The sequence below is a fragment of the Tenericutes bacterium MZ-XQ genome, from assembly GCA_002838205.1.
Taxonomy (GTDB): Bacteria; Bacillota_I; Bacilli_A; order Acholeplasmatales; family Acholeplasmataceae; genus Mariniplasma.
This window is the reverse complement of the sequence record CP017950.1, coordinates 58,507-74,917: the sequence shown is the minus strand read 5'-3', so window position 1 is coordinate 74,917 and position 16,411 is coordinate 58,507. Positions and strand designations below refer to the sequence as shown.

The window sequence follows — 16,411 nt, the reverse complement described above, 5'->3', positions numbered from 1 at the left end:
AGAATAACGTATTTTTGTCATTTTGTCAACCATTTTTGATGAAAGTTTATGATAAATACTTCATTTAACAATCTCATTTCTAATAATCGTTTTCTAAGATTAGATGATTATTATATATATAATGCTTTTCTTCTTTGCTTAATATCTTGATTTGCTAAATAATCATCCAATTGACCTTCATAACTATATGATCCATTATTTCCAATTTCTACTATTTTATTACAAACCGTTTGTAATAAAACATGATCGTGAGATGCGACCATCAAAGATCCTTTAAAATCTTCTAATCCCTTATTAACAGATTGAATTGCTTCTAAATCAAGATGGATTGTTGGTGAATCTATAAGAAGTGTATTCGCCCCAGATAACATGAGTTTTGAATACATACATCTCATTTTCTCTCCACCTGATAAGAATTTCACTTCTTTTAAAGGTTGATCACCACTAAATAACATTCTTCCAAGAAATCCTCTAATATATGATTCTGCAGGTTCTTTTGAATACTGTCTTAACCATTCAATCAAATTTTGGTTTTTACCATTAAAATATGATTCATTGTCACTTGGTAAATATGATGTTGTTACTGTTTGTCCCCATTTGATAGTTCCACTATCAGCTTTTATCTCACCAGCAAGTATTTTTAGTAAAGCAGTTTTTGCTAAATCATTATCCCCAAATAACGCGACTTTATCATCACGATTGATCACAAATGACACATTGTCAAATAGCTTAGTTCCATCTAAAGAGTAACTTAAATTATTAACCTCTAAAACATCTTTACCTAATTGTTTTTCTATATCGAAACCAATAAAAGGATATTTTCTAGTTGAAGGGATGATTTGATCTAATTCTATTTTTTCTAATGCTTTTTTTCTAGATGTTGCTTGTGATGATTTAGATAAATTTGCGCTAAATCTTGCAATAAACGTTTTCAACTCTTGAATGCGTTCTTCTTTTTTCTTATTCTTATCAGCCATAAGTTTTTGAACAAGTTGTGATGACTCCATCCAAAAATCATAATTACCCACATAAAGTTTAGCTTGAAAATAATCAATATCAATAATATGTGTACATACATTATTTAAAAAATGACGATCATGAGATACAGTGATGACTGTATGCTCATAATTGATTAAGAAATTTTCTAACCAATCAATCGCTTCAAAATCAAGATTATTGGTAGGCTCATCTAATAATAAAATATCTGGGTTACCAAATAAAGCTTGTGCAAGTAATACTTTAACCTTATTTTTGGGTAGTATATCGCTCATCTTTTTATAGAAATCACTTTCTGGAACATTTAGTCCATTTAATAATTTCTCAGCGTCAGGTTCAGCATTCCATCCATCTAGCTCAGCAAAATCTGCTTCCAAATGGGATAAGTGAAAACCTTCTTCATCAGTAATCGTTTCTTTTTGATACAAAACTTCTTTAGCTTGCATAATTTCAAACAGTTTCTTATGTCCCATAAACACTGTTTCAATCACTGTATATTCATCAAAAGCATTTTGGTTTTGATTTAAAAACGCTAAGCGCTTATTTTTATCAATAATGATACTTCCAGAAGTTGCTTCTTTTTCTCCTGATAGTAATTTTAAAAATGTAGATTTTCCAGCGCCATTTGCGCCTATAACTCCATAACAATTTCCCGGTAAGAATTTTAAATTGACATCCTCAAAAATCTTTTTATCCGGAAATATTAAATTAACATTTGATACTGTAATCATTGAACTTCTCCTTCGCAAATAAAAATGGCCTATATGATAATACTCTGTGGCCATATAACCTCCTTACTTTAACTTAAATAAGTATTTTTGTCAATGATATTATGCTTAAAATCAAAAAGAAAATGCTTACTCTTATATGAGAAGCATTTTACTTATATTTAGATAGTATTTATTTCGATGATTGGAGTGTATCTTGTAACATTGTCAAACCAACTTTGCCTCTGTTTTTATCGATGTTTAATACATATACTTTTACGATATCTCCAACGTTTAATACATCTTTTGGATGTTTGATATAGCTCTTTGATATTTTTGAAATATGAAGGAGTCCATCTTCTTTTAATCCAATGTCAATAAATGCTCCAAAGTCAACAACATTTCTAACTGTACCTTCAAGTTCCATCCCAATAGATAAATCTTCAAGTTTTAAAATATCACTTTTTAATATTGGTGTTTGGAACTGATCTCTAGGGTCTCTAATCGGTGCGATAAATGCATCTAATATATCATCAAGTGTATATTTGTCTACACTTAATTCTTGTTGCAGTTTAGGACGATCCATATGTTCAACGATTAATTTCACTTCATCTTTACCAAACATATCTCCAGTAATATTAAATCTTTTCATGATTTCTTTTGCTACTGGATAACTTTCCGGGTGAACTGAAGTCACATCAAGCGCTTCATCACTTTCAGGAATTCTTAAGAACCCAATCGCTTGTTCGTATGTCTTATCACCTAGTCTTGGAACTTTAATAATATCTTCTCTATTATTAAACTTACCAACTTTATCTCTAAATTTAACAATGTTTTCTGCACTTGTTTTATTTAGGCCTGATACATACATTAATAGAGCTTTACTTGCTGTATTAACATTCACACCAACACTATTAACAGCTTGAGTAACTACGAAGTTTAAGCTATCATTTAACTTTTTAGGTGTCACATCATGTTGATATTGACCAACACCAATGCTCTTAGGATCGATTTTAACAAGTTCTGAAAGTGGATCTTGCAATCTTCTAGCGATGGATGCTGCTGAGCGTTCTTCGACGCTAAAATCAGGGAATTCTTCTCGAGCAAGATCACTTGCTGAATACACTGAAGCACCAGCTTCATTTACAATCACATATTGAACTTTCATTTGGAACTCTTTAATCAAATCAGCAATAAAACTTTCAGTTTCTCTACTTGCTGTTCCATTACCAATTGCGATAATTTGGATTTTATATTTATGAATGAGTCTAATGATCTCACGTTTAGAGTCATTGACTTGTTTATCAGTAACCGTACCACCCTTTGTTTTCTCATGAGGGTAGATTACCCCTTTATCTAAAACAGTACCTTGTTCATTACACACCGTAAGTTTACATCCCGTTCTAAATGCAGGGTCAACACCTAAAACAACTTTACCTTTAAGTGGTGGTTGCAAGAGTAGTTTTTGAAGATTATCAGCAAACACTTCAATCGCTTGTTCTTCAGCTTTTTCAGTTAATTCACTTCTAACTTCTCTTTCTAAAGATGGATATATAAGTCTCTTTAATGCATCTTCAATAGCATCTTTAATGAAAGGTGCTGCAGTTGAATTCTCATTTCTAATGATCTTTTTCTCTAAATAAGAGGTCATTCTTTCTTTATCTAAATCAATTTTCACTGAAATAACTTTTTCTTTTTCTGCGCGATTAATTGCTAAAACTCTATGTGGTTTCATTTGTCTTACAGGTTCACTGTAATCATAATACATCTCATAGACTTTACGTTCATCTTCTGCATTCTTTTTAAGAGATGTTTGTACGACTCCAGCCTTAACCATTTCTGCACGCAGTGCTTTTCGATAATTCGCATCATCAGAAATCATTTCTGCGATGATATATTTAGCGCCTTCAATGGCTTCTTCAACAGTTTCTACTTTATCGTTTAGAAACTCTTGAGCTTTATCTTCAATAGAGTCATTTGGAAACATCATCATAAATGTCGCAAGCGGCTCCAAACCTTTTGCAACAGCTTCAGTCGCTTTTGTCTTTTTCTTTTCTTTAAATGGACGATACAAGTCTTCAACTTCAACAAGTTTATCAGCTTTTAAGATTTCAGCTTTTAATTCATCTGTAAGCATACCTTTTTCATCAATGAGTCTAATCACTTGTTCTTTTCGATCAAGAAGATTGTTTTGATACTCCCAAGTCTTATGAATCTCATTGATTTGCTCTTCATCAAGACCACCAGTAGCTTCTTTACGATATCTAGCGATAAACGGAATCGTATTACCTTCATTAAGCAAATCAAGAACACTTCTTACCTGTTTATCCGCAATACCTAACTGCTTTTTGATTTCACTAATAATTTGTTCATTCATGTTTTTTTTACTCCTTTATATAGCACAAAAGGGCAATGCCCTTTTAAATGTTTTGTAATGCTAAAATAATATCATCAACATCTGTTTCTAACTCAAAGAAACCATCTACAGATTCTGGTTGCATATCATAGATTAGCAACATATCATCAGCTTCAGCATCTAAATTTAAATGAGAAAGGCTTGCATTTGTAAGCAATTCTGCATTCAGAACATCTGATAAATCCACAAATATTAATGGTAAATCACTGATATTTTCTAAACTCTCAATTTCAGCTTGAATTTCTTCATTGATGTTATTGCCATCATAGAAATAGAAATAGAATACATCATTATCATTTAGAACGACTCTAAACTCATCATATTTTGATTTGCCAACAAAATAATCTAAATCACCATAAGTGGTATCATTGATCTTTTGAGTCATCGCAACTAACTCTTCAGTAGCAAAATGTTGATAATCATCATATGGACCAACTTCTTCTCGTCCCATATAATAATTTACAATCATAACAATTGCTGCTACGACTAAACCAATTGCAACAACAGTGACTCCGACTCTGAAGAACAGTACCTCATTTTTAGTTAATGTTCTCTTATCTTTTAACTTAGTTTCAGGAATACTTTGCTTTGGTGCAATTTTTTGATTCTTATTTTGTGTAGATTTTGCTTTATTTTTTGCTTTGTTTTTTGCGTTTTTGTTTTGTTTTTTCGCCATGTCTGTTCACATCCTATCATAGAAGATTATACCTAAAAAACCTTTAAAATACAACTAATTGCCGAAATATGTAAATCTATCGAAAATAATCAGTTTTTCTCAATAAGAAGCCTTTTCAATCACGCAATAACTTAAAGCATAATGTGCTGTATGTGTTATTGTGATATGAATCATTTCATGATCTGTAAAATAATCAGTTTCGACATATGGTTTTCCGTTTTCATCTTTTAAAATCGAAAAATCTTTATAATTTGTTTTGCCTTTACCTTTTGATATTGCTTTGAAGATAGCTTCTTTTCCTGCAAATCTTCCACCAATAAAAGCTAACTTTGTGTTTTCGTCAGCAATATTATCATATAGCTTTCTTTCATCAGCACTTAAAATTCGATCAATAAACCGATCATCTAATAATTCTTTGATACGATCAAGTTCTACTAAATCAATGCCCATACCTAAAATCATGATAGACCCCTACTTTCTCTTATTTGCTCTGCAAGCTGCTTGATTTTTGTAAGTCTATGGTTTAACCCTGATTTACTCAATGGTTCTTTATATGTTTGCTCATACAAATCACTCAGTTCTCTAAGTGATACATCTGGATGACTTTTTCTTAAATTCATAATATTTATGAGTCTTTCATCAAGATCTTTTTTTTGCATATATTTTTCAATCAATTTGATATCTTTGATTTGTTGGTTTGAGGCAACAATCGTTTTCTTCTCATTTGCAATCTCACAATTCATTATACGATTAATTGAATTATTAAAATCTCTTTTGATTCTAATATCTTCAAATTTAAATACACTGTTCTGTGCACCAACAATTTGCATGAAATCACTAATGCCTTCTGCATCTTTTAAGTATGCAATATATCCATTTCTTCTTTTAGTGATTTTAGCATTTAAACCAAATACATTCATGAGCTGTTGAATAAAAATGATGTGATCTGGATGTGTCGCAAAAATCTCTAAGTGATATTCTGCAGTCTTAGGATGATTAACAGAGCCACTACTTAAAAACGCTGCTCTCAAATATGCTTTTTTTGCGTCTGGAGATTGTGTGAGTAATTCCTGTGATTCAATTGCATTTTCTAATAGACTGTGTTCGCTAACAATATCCTCAACCTTAGATAAAACTCTAATGATGACTGTTTGTTTTTGATTGAGTTTATATTGTTTTTGTGTCATTAAGCTTGTTTCCGCTTGATAAAGCGTTTTTACCAACTGTAAAAACCGTTTTGCAACGGTTGGATTGTTTGTTTTGAAATCTAACATTTTATGTTTGTTTTCAATATGAAATTCTGTGTGAAGATTTAAGAATGCTGAAAACTCAGCAAGTTGTTCTTCTAATCCAATAGGAACTGAAACCAGTTCTTCTTTTACAGTTTTAGCAAAACTCATATTACTTCCAAGTTTCTAAATATCTTAAGACGTTTTGAACAGCGATTGCACCATCTGCAGTTGCAGTAACAACTTGTCTTATTTGTTTAACAATAACATCACCTGCTGCATAAACCCCAGGTACTTTAGTTTGCATCTTTTCATCTGCTTCAATATAGCCATACTTATTTGTAATACCTAGATCTTTAACCATGTCAGTTACAGGAGTTAACCCAACGTATTCAAATACACCATCAGCTTCAATTGTCTCTTCAGTACCATCTGCTGCTTTAATAACGACACCAGTTAAACCTTTATCATCTTTTAAGAACTTAGATACAACTGTTGAGTATTTAATATCAACATTTTTCATTGATCTTAAAATATCTTGAGCTTTAGGATCAGCAGTTAAATCAGCTAAGTTTTGTACAACAGTGACATGTGTTGCTAGTGTAGCAAGATAACTTGCTTCTTCAACAGCTGAGTTACCCCCACCAACAACCACAACTTTACGACCCTTATATAAAGGTCCATCACAAATTGCGCACCAGCTAATGCCATTCATTGCTAGTTCATCTTCATTTTCGACACCAAGTCTTCTAGGTACATTACCTGTTGCAACAATGACAGCTTTCGCTTCATATGTTTGGTTTGGTGTAATTAATTTTTTTATACTACCATCTAACTCAACTTTAGTCACATCATCATAGATGACTTCGACACCTAATTCATAAGCATGATCAATCATCATCGTTGCAAGTTCATAACCAGCAACTTTTTTTGCACCTGTATAGTTTTCAATTTCATTGTATTTTGAAAGTTGCCCACCAGGTGTATCTTTTTCAAACATAGCTACTTTCAAATTTGCTCTTTGAGCATAGATAGCTGCAGTTATTCCCGCAGGACCTGCACCTATAATTAATACATCATATAACATTTTTAAAACTCCTTTTTATATCAATTTTTATATTATATCCCTTAGATTATCTAAGTCATCGATGACATATTCTGGTTGCTCAAAAAGCATCTCTCTCATTCGATCAGAATAAGTCACAGCACAACTTTCAATGCCAGCTTTTTTAGCTGCTTTTATATCATTTTCATGATCACCGATATATATCGTATCATGTTTGTTTGCGTTAAATAGCTCTAATGCTTTTAAAATCGGTTCCGGATGAGGTTTATGATTTGTCGCATCTTCATAACCAATGATGCCATCAATGTCTTCAAATAAATTTGTTAGTTTTAAATGGTATGTTGCAACCTCTCTCATCTTCGATGTGACAATACCAATCTTACACCCATGTTTTTTAAGATAACGTATAGTGCTTTTAGCATTTGGATATGTTTCTAGCCCCATTTCAATCATTTCATCAGATATTTTTCTATAGTAAGCAATCATATCATCTACTACTTGATCATCATTTGTGTAAAACCCAAAAGTTTTCCACAAAGTTTGACCTAGAAAATTACTGAGCTCAGTTGGTTCTAGTTTGACTTCTGGTAAATATTTTTCAAAAGTTAGTTTAAAAGACTCTAAGATAATTTTTGGTGTTTGTATCAAAGTGCCATCTAAATCAAAGAGTATTGTCTTCATGATTCACCAACATTTCTACATAATATTTTTGATCTTTAAATAAAATACGTTTTAAGATAAGTAATAATGCACCGCCACCAGCAAATAGTGTTAATGATAAAACAATATTGGCTTTTAATCCGAAAATATATAAAGGATCTTGTCTGAGTGGTTCAATGATTAATCCACGTCCCAAACCATACCAAATAAGATATAAGGCAATCATATCTCCAACTTTAAAGATTTTCATTCTTCTTGTGATGAGTAATCCTGTTAAACCTACAAAATTCCATAGTCCTTCATAAAAGAATGTTGGGTGATATGTGATGTTTGTAACTGGATTTGTCATATTTGTTTCAATAAAATTAGGTAATAATTTAAGGATAAACTCACTTGTAATCGCTGGACCATGAGCTTCACCATTCATGAAGTTACCCCAACGACCAATAATTTGACCGACTAAAAAGCCTATGGCAATAATATCGGCCATTACCCAAAAATCAATTTTCTTTTTCTTTGTAAAAAAGATTAGAAAGATAATTGTTACAATAACAGCGCCATGAATAGCCAATCCACCTTCTGTGATATTAATTACATCGATAAATGAATTGTAGTTTGGTGTTGGATCAAAGATTACATAATATAATCTAGCTCCCACAATCGCAAGTGGTACTGCATATAGTAAACCATCAAATAAGATTTCAGTATCCCATCCTAGTTTCTTAAATTCAAAATAAGATAAGGTTGCACCAATTATGATACCTGTTAATATGAATGTCGCATACCATGTCACTTGTGCAAAACCTAAGTCAAGCGCGGTTTGATTATCAAATTGATTCAGTGCGCTATCCATAGGTGAACCATTCAATGAAGTCACTGCAACTAAGATGACAAGCATGAAAGCCAAAAGCGCTCCTCCATATAAATATATTGCTTGCTTATGTTTTTTAATATAATCAATCATCTTCCTCGTCCTTTCGTTGTCCTCTTGCTCTTTTTGAAACTGCATCAGTTAAGTCTTTAGCAGCATTATATCCTAAATATTTTAATTTTTGGTTCATTGCAGCACTTTCAACAAGTGTTGCGACATTTCGGCCTGGTAATACTGGAATCGTGATTTTAGCGATTTCTGTATTAAAGTATTTAACCATTTGAGTTTCGATACCTAAACGATCGTATTGCTTACCTTTTTTCCAATGCTCAAGCTCTACAACAAGTCTAATTTTTTTATTTTCCCTGTAAGCACCTGCTCCAAACATAGAAACAACATCGACAATACCAATACCTCTAACTTCGATGTACTTTTCTAAAATCTTTGGGGCACTTCCAATTAAAACACCATGTGCAGCTTCGAAGATATCCACACGGTCATCGCTAATTAAAATGTGTCCTCTTTTAATCAACTCAAGTGCTGTTTCACTCTTACCAATCCCAGATTTTCCCGTAATTAACGTTCCCATCCCGTGTATATCGAGTAAAACACCGTGAACACTAATTCTTGGTGCTAACTTTGAATGTAGATAGGCATATAGCAATGAACTTAATGCTGTAGTTCTATTATCGCTTTTTAAGATTGCGACATTATACTTATTTCCAAGTTCAACAAACATGTCTTCCATCTCTACATTGACAGAAAATATCATTGCAGGTGGTTTTTGAATCATAATATCTTCGATTCTTTGTCTTTTGATGTCAGGAGGTAATAAGTTCATGAAATGGTGCTCTTTTGAACCGATCAGGATTAAACGTTCATTATCGAAAAACTCTAGAAATCCAGCAAGTTCTACTCCAGGTCTAGATAACATTTCAACTTTAACTTCATTTTCCAATCCTTTGTTGCCGGCAATAACTTTTAAATCTAAATCTTTTATTAAGTGTTTAACCTTTAACTTCATAAATTATTTGCCCTCCAAAAATCTAATTTTTTTCATAAATAACCATCTTCTTATATAGGTGGATAACACAAATCTCAGTATCGTAAATATGAACGAGAAGATGATTAAATGTTCAACACCTATAAAACGGAATCCTCTTATCAATATCATATCAATGAAAGCTAAGATCACAATTTGGACTAAAATGGATAATAATCCCATGGATAAAATCATCGCCCTCATAAAAAACTTGAACATGAGAATTTTCACGAAGTTCTCAATTAAGGTCAGCAAGATGATGGCTAGTATATAACCAAGTATCTCGAGTTCTACAAGTGGTTGATTGATCCCACTTGCAAGACCGATAACAACTGCACTAATTAAGAAATTAATGAGTAGTGAAAGTACCATATGAACTACATAATTCTTATGAAGTAGAAATCCAAAACTAACTGCAGTATTTTTACTACTTTTTTTCTTATTTAATTGTTCAATTAACTTCTTGATATCTTCTTCGCTTGGTTTTTTCGGATCTTTATCGTTCATATGAACCCCCACGCACATTCTATTATAACAAAAATAGTTTATTTTTTACTATTTTAAAACCTTTTTTAAATATTGTCCTGTATAGCTTTCGTTAACTTTAGCTATTTGTTCAGGTGTCCCTTGAGCAACGATATATCCGCCCAATTCTCCACCTTCCGGTCCTAAGTCAATGATATGGTCGGCATTTTTGATGACATCTAAATTATGTTCAATAACAACCATAGTTGCTTTCTCATCAACAATTCTATGTAACACTTGAAGTAATCGTCCGACATCATCAGTATGTAGTCCTGTTGTTGGTTCATCTAAAATATAGATGGATCTTTCAGTGATTCTTCTATAAAGCTCACTTGCTAGTTTAACTCTTTGAGCTTCACCACCAGATAAAGTGGTAGCCGATTGCCCAAGTTGAATGTAACCCAACCCAACATCATGAATGATTTTAAGTTTTTGATATATTTTTGGATGGTTTTCAAAGAAATCCATCGCATCATCAATCGTCATATCTAAAACATCCGCAATGTGACTGCCTTTGTATTTGATTTGCAGAGTTTCATGGTTATATCTTAATCCTTCACAAACTTCACAAGGAACATAAACATCTGGCAAAAAGTGCATTGAAATCTTTTTAACTCCATCACCACCACATGCTTCACAACGTCCACCTTTGACGTTGAATGAGAATCTTGATTTTGAATAACCTCTAGCTTTCGCTTCATTCGTTTTCGAAAACAAATCTCTGATGTCATCAAATACACCTGTGTATGTTGCAGGATTTGATCGTGGTGTTCTACCGATCGGTGATTGTGAAATTTCAATGACACGATCAATGAGTTGATGATCATTAATTGCTGTATGTTCTCCTGGCTTATCTTTAGATTTGTAATATTTTTGTTGCATCCCTTTGAGTAAAACTTCATTAACTAATGAAGATTTACCACTTCCGGATACACCCGTTACAACCGTTAACTTACCTAGCGGAAAAGATACAGTAATATCTTTTAAGTTATTGGCTTTTGCGCCCATAACCATAATGTCTTTCCCTAAACCTTTTCTTCGCTTTTTAGGTGTTTCAACTTCAAGTTCACCTCTTAAGTATTTACCTGTAATACTGTCTTTATGGTTCATGACTTCTTCTGGTGTTCCAGCAGCAACCACTCGTCCACCAGCTTTACCTGCTCTTGGACCAATATCAATTAAATAATCACTTGCAAGCATTGTTTCGTGATCATGCTCAACAACAACTAAAGTATTACCTAAATCTCTCATCTTATGAAGTGTATCAATAAGTCTTTGATTATCTCTTTGATGCAGACCAATGGAAGGTTCATCTAATACATATAACACACCAGAAAGTTTTGATCCAATTTGTGTAGCAAGTCTAATTCTTTGTGCTTCACCACCAGATAAAGTTCCAGCTTGTCTATGTAAAGTTAAATAACCTAATCCTACATCTTGCAAGAATGTTAGTCTGTTGATGATTTCTTGAAGCGCAAGTCTTGCGATTTGTTTTTCTTCAATACCTAACTCTAAATCTGTTAAGAACTTAATTTCATCATCAATTGATAATCTAGTGAACTCATCAATGTTTAATCCTCCGACTTTAACTGATAGAGCACTCGGATTAAGTCTTGCGCCATAACATGTATGGCATTCAGATTCGACCATGAAGTTTTCAATCCAAGTTCTAATCCAGTCACTCGTTGTTTCTCTATATCTTCTGGATAAGTTTGTAATCATACCTTCATAATAATCGTTTGTTTCATGTTTTCTTCCTGATGATGATTTTAATTTGAAATGAAGTGGATCAGGTGAACCATATAAAACAATATCTAAATGTTCTCTAGATAATTCTTTTACAGGTTTATTTAAATCGATTTTATAGGCTTTACATACCTCTTCGATCATTTGTGAAGTTAAATTTTCACCATCGTTATTTTTATATGGAACAAGTCCGCCTTCTAACAATGGTTTTTCAGGATCTAAAACCAACTCTTCTGTAATTTCTAATCGATACCCCAAACCATTACATGATGGACAAGCTCCGATAGGTACGTTAAATGAAAAAAGTCTAGGTTCTAAATCTGGTATTGTGAAATCCGAATCTTCGCAACTATAATTTTGACTAAATGATACCATTGCATCATTATCCACCAAAACTTTTGTCTTACCACTCGCAAGTCTTGCAGCTAACTCTAAAGCATCATATAATCTAGAACGAATTCCATCTTTAACAATGAGACGATCAATCACTAAATAAAAATCATGATTCTTATTTTTATCTAAATCTGGGAACTCTTCTAAAAGATGTGTTTCTCCATCAATGTATGCTCTTGTGAACCCTTCTTTTAAATACTGCTCCGCAGTTTTCTTAAGCGTTCCTTTTTGTCTTTCAATGACTGGGGACATGACAATGATTTTGCTACCTTCTTTAAAACTAATCACTCTTTTTGTCATCTCTTCAATGGTTTGTTTAGTTAAAGGTTCATTTGAGCCAGGGCAATAAGGAATCCCGATACGTGCATACAATAATCTTAAATAATCATAGATTTCAGTAACAGTTCCTACTGTTGATCTCGGATTGTTTGATGTTGTTTTTTGATCAATACTAATCGATGGTGAAAGACCATCGATACGATCAACATCTGGTTTTTCAAAATTCCCTAAAAACTGTCTTGCATATGCAGACAAACTTTCCATATATCTACGTTGTCCTTCTTGATATAACGTATCAAAAGCTAGTGATGATTTACCACTACCAGAAATACCTGTCATGACGACAAGTTTATTTTTAGGAATTTCGATATCTATATTTTGCAAATTGTTTTCTCTTGCACCAAATACTCTGATTTTATCATCCATTAATTTTCACCTTAAATGCTGCTTCATCAAGTACAGTGACCTCTAAATCTTTAGCCTTTTGTAGTTTTGATCCAGCATCGCTTCCTGCTAAAACATAATCTGTTTTCTTGCTGACCGATGAGCTCACCTTGCCACCTAACTTTTCAATAATGTCTTGAGCTTCATCTCTTGTGTAATTTTCTAATTTACCTGTTAATACAAATGTTTTACCATTAAACTCATGGTCCATTACTTTTGTGGTTTCATAAGACATGTTTAGTCCATACGATTCTAATTTGCAAATGAGTTCTATGTTCTCTGGTTTTTCAAAATAATTAACGATTGACTGTGCAATCATTTCACCAATCTCATTGATGTTGATCAAATCATCATAAGTTGCTGATTTAAGTTGTTCCATAGACGGATAATTTGAAACTAATACTTTAGCTACTTTTGCACCAACATGTTTGATGCCCAGCCCAAAAATAAGTTTGTCAAAACTTTGCTTCTTACTATCTTCAATTGCATTTAATAGCTTTTCAACTTTTTTATCTGCAAAACCAGGAAGACCTTTAAGATCATTTTCGTGATTCTTAAGTGTGTAAATATCTGCAATTGTATTTAGAAACCCTAACTCATGTAATGTTTCTACAACTTTTTCACCAAGTGTATCAATATCCATCGCTACTCTCGATGAGAAATGAATCAGACTGTTGATATGCTTTCCGGGACACCCATCATTTGTACAAAAGTAATCCGCTTCTCCTGTTTTTCTTTCTAATGGTTCATGACAAACAGGACAAGTATCGATCATCTCAAAAGGTTTTTGCTCTTTCCTTGATGTCATGTCAACTTCAACAACTTCAGGTATGATTTCTCCTGCCTTATGGACAATCACCATGTCATTGATTCTGATATCTTTTGCTTTGATGTAGTCTTCATTATGAAGTGTCGCACGAGATACTTTAGATCCCGAAATAAAAACTGGTTCTAATTCAGCAACCGGTGTAACAACACCTGTTCTACCAATTTGAAAAGTAATGTCTTTTAACAAAGTTGTTTGTTGTTCTGCTTTAAACTTATATGCTGTCGCCCACTTTGGATATTTTGCAGTATATCCAATACTTTCGTGTAAATCGAACTCATTAATCTTAATAACGACTCCATCAGTTTCATAATTTAGTTTTTTTCTAAGATCATCATACTTATGTATTTGATCGATAAGTTCTTTCAAGTTTTGATTGAGTTTATAATTTTCATTAACTTTGAATCCAAGTTTTTTTAATAGCTCTAGTGCTTCTGCTTGGGTACTCACATAATCTTCAGCTCTAACAATTTGATATAGGAAAATATCTAAATTTCTTTTTGCAGCGACTTTAGAATCTAACTGTCTGATTGTTCCTGCAGCTGCATTTCTTGGATTTGCAAATAGTGGTAGATCTTGTTCCATACGTTCTTCATTAAGTTTATTGAAACTCTTGTGTGGCATGAAAATTTCACCACGAACCTCAATATCAATATTTTCATTTAATGTTAAAGGTAAGCTCTTAATGGTTTTAACATTTTCAGAAATATCTTCTCCAACTTGCCCATTACCTCTAGTTGCAGCTCTTACGAACTTGCCATTCTCATAGCGGATACTTACTGCTAGCCCGTCAATTTTTAACTCAGAAAGATACGTGTATTGATCCGTGACTTTACGAATGCGTTCATCAAATGCACTCAGTTCTTCTTCATCAAAAACATTTGATAAACTCATCATAGGTATTTGATGTGTCACTTTTTCAAAACTATCTAAAACAACTCCGCCAACTTTATCTGTTGGAGAGTTTTCTAATTTATATTCTGGATACTTATTTTCTAAATCAACTAATTCTTTTAAAAGCTGATCATACTCATAGTCAGTTATGGTAGGTTGATCTAAAGTATGATAATCATAATTTGCCTGATTAATTATTTGAGTTAGTTCTTCAATCCTTTGTTTATAATTCATCTAGTCATCACCCAATCATATTATAACATTAATTAAGTGATTTCAAATGTGTTAAACCTTGTGATTTTTTATCCTAGAAGATTATATCTTCTATTAAAGTCATTCCTTCGTTTCTTCCTGCTTGTATATTTTTGATTTTACTCCTGCTTCTCTAATAAACAAACTTGGCTTTTGTCTTTGCATATATGCATTATATTTAACATGTGTGAAAATAAGATGCTTTTTTGCTCTTGTCATTGCTACAAACATGAGTCTTCTTTCCTCATCCAATAACTCTTTTTGATGTGTATGTGCTGATGGAAAATGATGTGACTCAAGACCTAAAATAATAACAACATCAAACTCTAAACCTTTGGCTTGGTGGACGGTTAATAGTTGAATACAATCGTCTAAATGATGGTCCGATTGTTGATAAAAATTGACTCCTTCAGTTTTTAAGTTGTTGACTAAATCATAGCTTCTGTGATGTTGTCTAAAAAGTATAGCAATTTCGTGTGGTTTGATTCCTTCTTTGATAAAATCTTTAATCCATTTGATAATTGCATGGGTTTCATCTTCAAGTTGCATAAATAAATAACTTTTTATGTTTTGTGTAGACTCATTATATGGAACTAAATCCTTCTTCAATGTTCTGTAATTTCTCTTAATAAGGCGATTTGCATGTTCTATAATTGTAGCATTTGACCTATAATTAATAGTTAGTTTCATGACTTTGGCGTTATAATCTCTGATGTATTCATTAATAATTTTTGATTGTGCTCCTCTAAATTGATAGATACTTTGATCAGGATCTCCAACACAAAGCATATGTGTTTTTTTGTGAATAAGTCTCTTTAAAATCATATACTGAAGTAAATTCGTATCTTGAAACTCATCAACAAAAATATATTGATATAAACATACGGAAGGTTGTTGTTTTATAAGTTTATAAAAATCGATAAGCAAGTCATCGAAGTCTTTTAAATTGTATTTTCTAAGATAGTTTTCATAAGCATCATATATTTTAGGCTTCTTTGTTTTAAAATAACTGTTTTTATGTTTCGTTATAGAAAGCAGGTGCTCCTTAGAAAAATGAGACTCCTCTTCTTTAAATAAATGATATGGATAATTCATATTATGTTTTAGACTTTGTAATGCAAATTGGTGGAATGTTTGAAGTCTTACATCTTTATTTCCGATTCTATCTTGCATCTCTTTAGCAGCTTTATGGGTAAATGTTAGTCCCAGAATTTGATTTGATGAAACACCTGTGCTTATAAGATGTTTAATTCTTTCGATAATAACCCTTGTCTTTCCACTACCAGCACCTGCTAACAAAAAAAGAAATCGCTCATTTGAATAAACGACTTCTTTTTGCATATCATTTAATATCATATCTATCACCTCAACTCATGGTATGAGTTCAGT

At 32.4% G+C, this 16,411-nt stretch carries 13 protein-coding genes; all 13 read right to left on the bottom strand.

Annotated elements, in window-relative coordinates; translation table 11 throughout:
- Window positions 1-110: 110 nt before the first annotated feature.
- The 13 genes from BK011_00335 to BK011_00275 all read right to left on the bottom strand — a co-directional run bounded on the left by BK011_00335 (window position 111) and on the right by BK011_00275 (window position 16,378).
- Window positions 111-1,727, bottom strand: a complete 1,617-nt coding sequence (locus BK011_00335) for an ABC transporter ATP-binding protein (protein AUD64214.1) — start codon at window positions 1,725-1,727, stop codon at window positions 111-113.
- Between the two features lie 169 nt (window positions 1,728-1,896).
- Window positions 1,897-4,080 carry an RNA-binding transcriptional accessory protein gene (locus tag BK011_00330; GenBank protein AUD64213.1) on the bottom strand — a complete coding sequence of 728 codons (2,184 nt, stop codon included), beginning with the start codon at window positions 4,078-4,080 and terminating at the stop codon, window positions 1,897-1,899.
- A gap of 43 nt (window positions 4,081-4,123) precedes the next feature.
- Window positions 4,124-4,795 (bottom strand): hypothetical protein, encoded by a 672-nt coding sequence (locus tag BK011_00325; protein ID AUD64212.1) that lies wholly within the window; start codon window positions 4,793-4,795, stop codon window positions 4,124-4,126.
- A gap of 99 nt (window positions 4,796-4,894) precedes the next feature.
- Window positions 4,895-5,257, bottom strand: coding sequence for a holo-[acyl-carrier-protein] synthase (locus BK011_00320; protein AUD64211.1), 363 nt, complete (start codon window positions 5,255-5,257; stop codon window positions 4,895-4,897).
- Window positions 5,254-6,195 (bottom strand): DNA-binding protein WhiA, encoded by a 942-nt coding sequence (locus BK011_00315; protein ID AUD64210.1) that lies wholly within the window; start codon window positions 6,193-6,195, stop codon window positions 5,254-5,256. The genes BK011_00320 and BK011_00315 overlap by 4 nt, the downstream gene beginning before the upstream one ends.
- A 1-nt stretch (window position 6,196) precedes the next feature.
- The gene (locus BK011_00310) at window positions 6,197-7,111 is read right to left on the bottom strand and encodes a hypothetical protein (GenBank protein ID AUD64209.1); all 915 of its coding nucleotides are present in this window, start codon (window positions 7,109-7,111) and stop codon (window positions 6,197-6,199) included.
- Window positions 7,112-7,138: 27 nt separating this feature from the next.
- The gene (locus BK011_00305) at window positions 7,139-7,771 is read right to left on the bottom strand and encodes a hypothetical protein (GenBank protein ID AUD64208.1); all 633 of its coding nucleotides are present in this window, start codon (window positions 7,769-7,771) and stop codon (window positions 7,139-7,141) included.
- Window positions 7,752-8,603, bottom strand: coding sequence for a prolipoprotein diacylglyceryl transferase (locus BK011_00300; protein AUD66097.1), 852 nt, complete (start codon window positions 8,601-8,603; stop codon window positions 7,752-7,754). Before BK011_00300 ends, BK011_00305 begins: the two co-directional genes overlap by 20 nt.
- A gap of 103 nt (window positions 8,604-8,706) precedes the next feature.
- On the bottom strand, window positions 8,707-9,645 hold the full coding sequence (locus tag BK011_00295) for an HPr kinase/phosphorylase (GenBank protein AUD64207.1): 939 nt from the start codon (window positions 9,643-9,645) through the stop codon (window positions 8,707-8,709).
- Window positions 9,646-9,648: 3 nt separating this feature from the next.
- Window positions 9,649-10,170, bottom strand: a complete 522-nt coding sequence (locus BK011_00290) for a hypothetical protein (protein ID AUD64206.1) — start codon at window positions 10,168-10,170, stop codon at window positions 9,649-9,651.
- Window positions 10,171-10,218: 48 nt separating this feature from the next.
- Window positions 10,219-13,032 carry an excinuclease ABC subunit A gene (locus tag BK011_00285; protein AUD64205.1) on the bottom strand — a complete coding sequence of 938 codons (2,814 nt, stop codon included), beginning with the start codon at window positions 13,030-13,032 and terminating at the stop codon, window positions 10,219-10,221.
- Window positions 13,025-15,004: a DNA ligase (NAD(+)) LigA gene (gene ligA, locus BK011_00280; protein AUD64204.1), complete on the bottom strand. Its 1,980-nt coding sequence runs from the start codon at window positions 15,002-15,004 to the stop codon at window positions 13,025-13,027. The genes BK011_00285 and ligA overlap by 8 nt, the downstream gene beginning before the upstream one ends.
- Window positions 15,005-15,103: 99 nt before the next feature.
- On the bottom strand, window positions 15,104-16,378 hold the full coding sequence (locus tag BK011_00275; GenBank protein ID AUD64203.1) for a hypothetical protein: 1,275 nt from the start codon (window positions 16,376-16,378) through the stop codon (window positions 15,104-15,106).
- Window positions 16,379-16,411 lie beyond the last annotated feature (33 nt).

Coding starts and splice junctions, on each gene's coding strand:
- BK011_00315 (AUD64210.1), bottom strand. CDS start 6,195: ATGAGTTTTGCTAAAACTGTAAAAGAAGAACTGGTTTCAGTTCCTATT.
- BK011_00300 (AUD66097.1), bottom strand. CDS start 8,603: ATGGATAGCGCACTGAATCAATTTGATAATCAAACCGCGCTTGACTTA.
- ligA (AUD64204.1), bottom strand. CDS start 15,004: ATGAATTATAAACAAAGGATTGAAGAACTAACTCAAATAATTAATCAG.
- BK011_00290 (AUD64206.1), bottom strand. CDS start 10,170: ATGAACGATAAAGATCCGAAAAAACCAAGCGAAGAAGATATCAAGAAG.
- BK011_00285 (AUD64205.1), bottom strand. CDS start 13,032: ATGGATGATAAAATCAGAGTATTTGGTGCAAGAGAAAACAATTTGCAA.
- BK011_00320 (AUD64211.1), bottom strand. CDS start 5,257: ATGATTTTAGGTATGGGCATTGATTTAGTAGAACTTGATCGTATCAAA.
- BK011_00310 (AUD64209.1), bottom strand. CDS start 7,111: ATGTTATATGATGTATTAATTATAGGTGCAGGTCCTGCGGGAATAACT.
- BK011_00275 (AUD64203.1), bottom strand. CDS start 16,378: ATGATATTAAATGATATGCAAAAAGAAGTCGTTTATTCAAATGAGCGA.
- BK011_00305 (AUD64208.1), bottom strand. CDS start 7,771: ATGAAGACAATACTCTTTGATTTAGATGGCACTTTGATACAAACACCA.
- BK011_00335 (AUD64214.1), bottom strand. CDS start 1,727: ATGATTACAGTATCAAATGTTAATTTAATATTTCCGGATAAAAAGATT.
- BK011_00330 (AUD64213.1), bottom strand. CDS start 4,080: ATGAATGAACAAATTATTAGTGAAATCAAAAAGCAGTTAGGTATTGCG.
- BK011_00295 (AUD64207.1), bottom strand. CDS start 9,645: ATGAAGTTAAAGGTTAAACACTTAATAAAAGATTTAGATTTAAAAGTT.
- BK011_00325 (AUD64212.1), bottom strand. CDS start 4,795: ATGGCGAAAAAACAAAACAAAAACGCAAAAAACAAAGCAAAAAATAAA.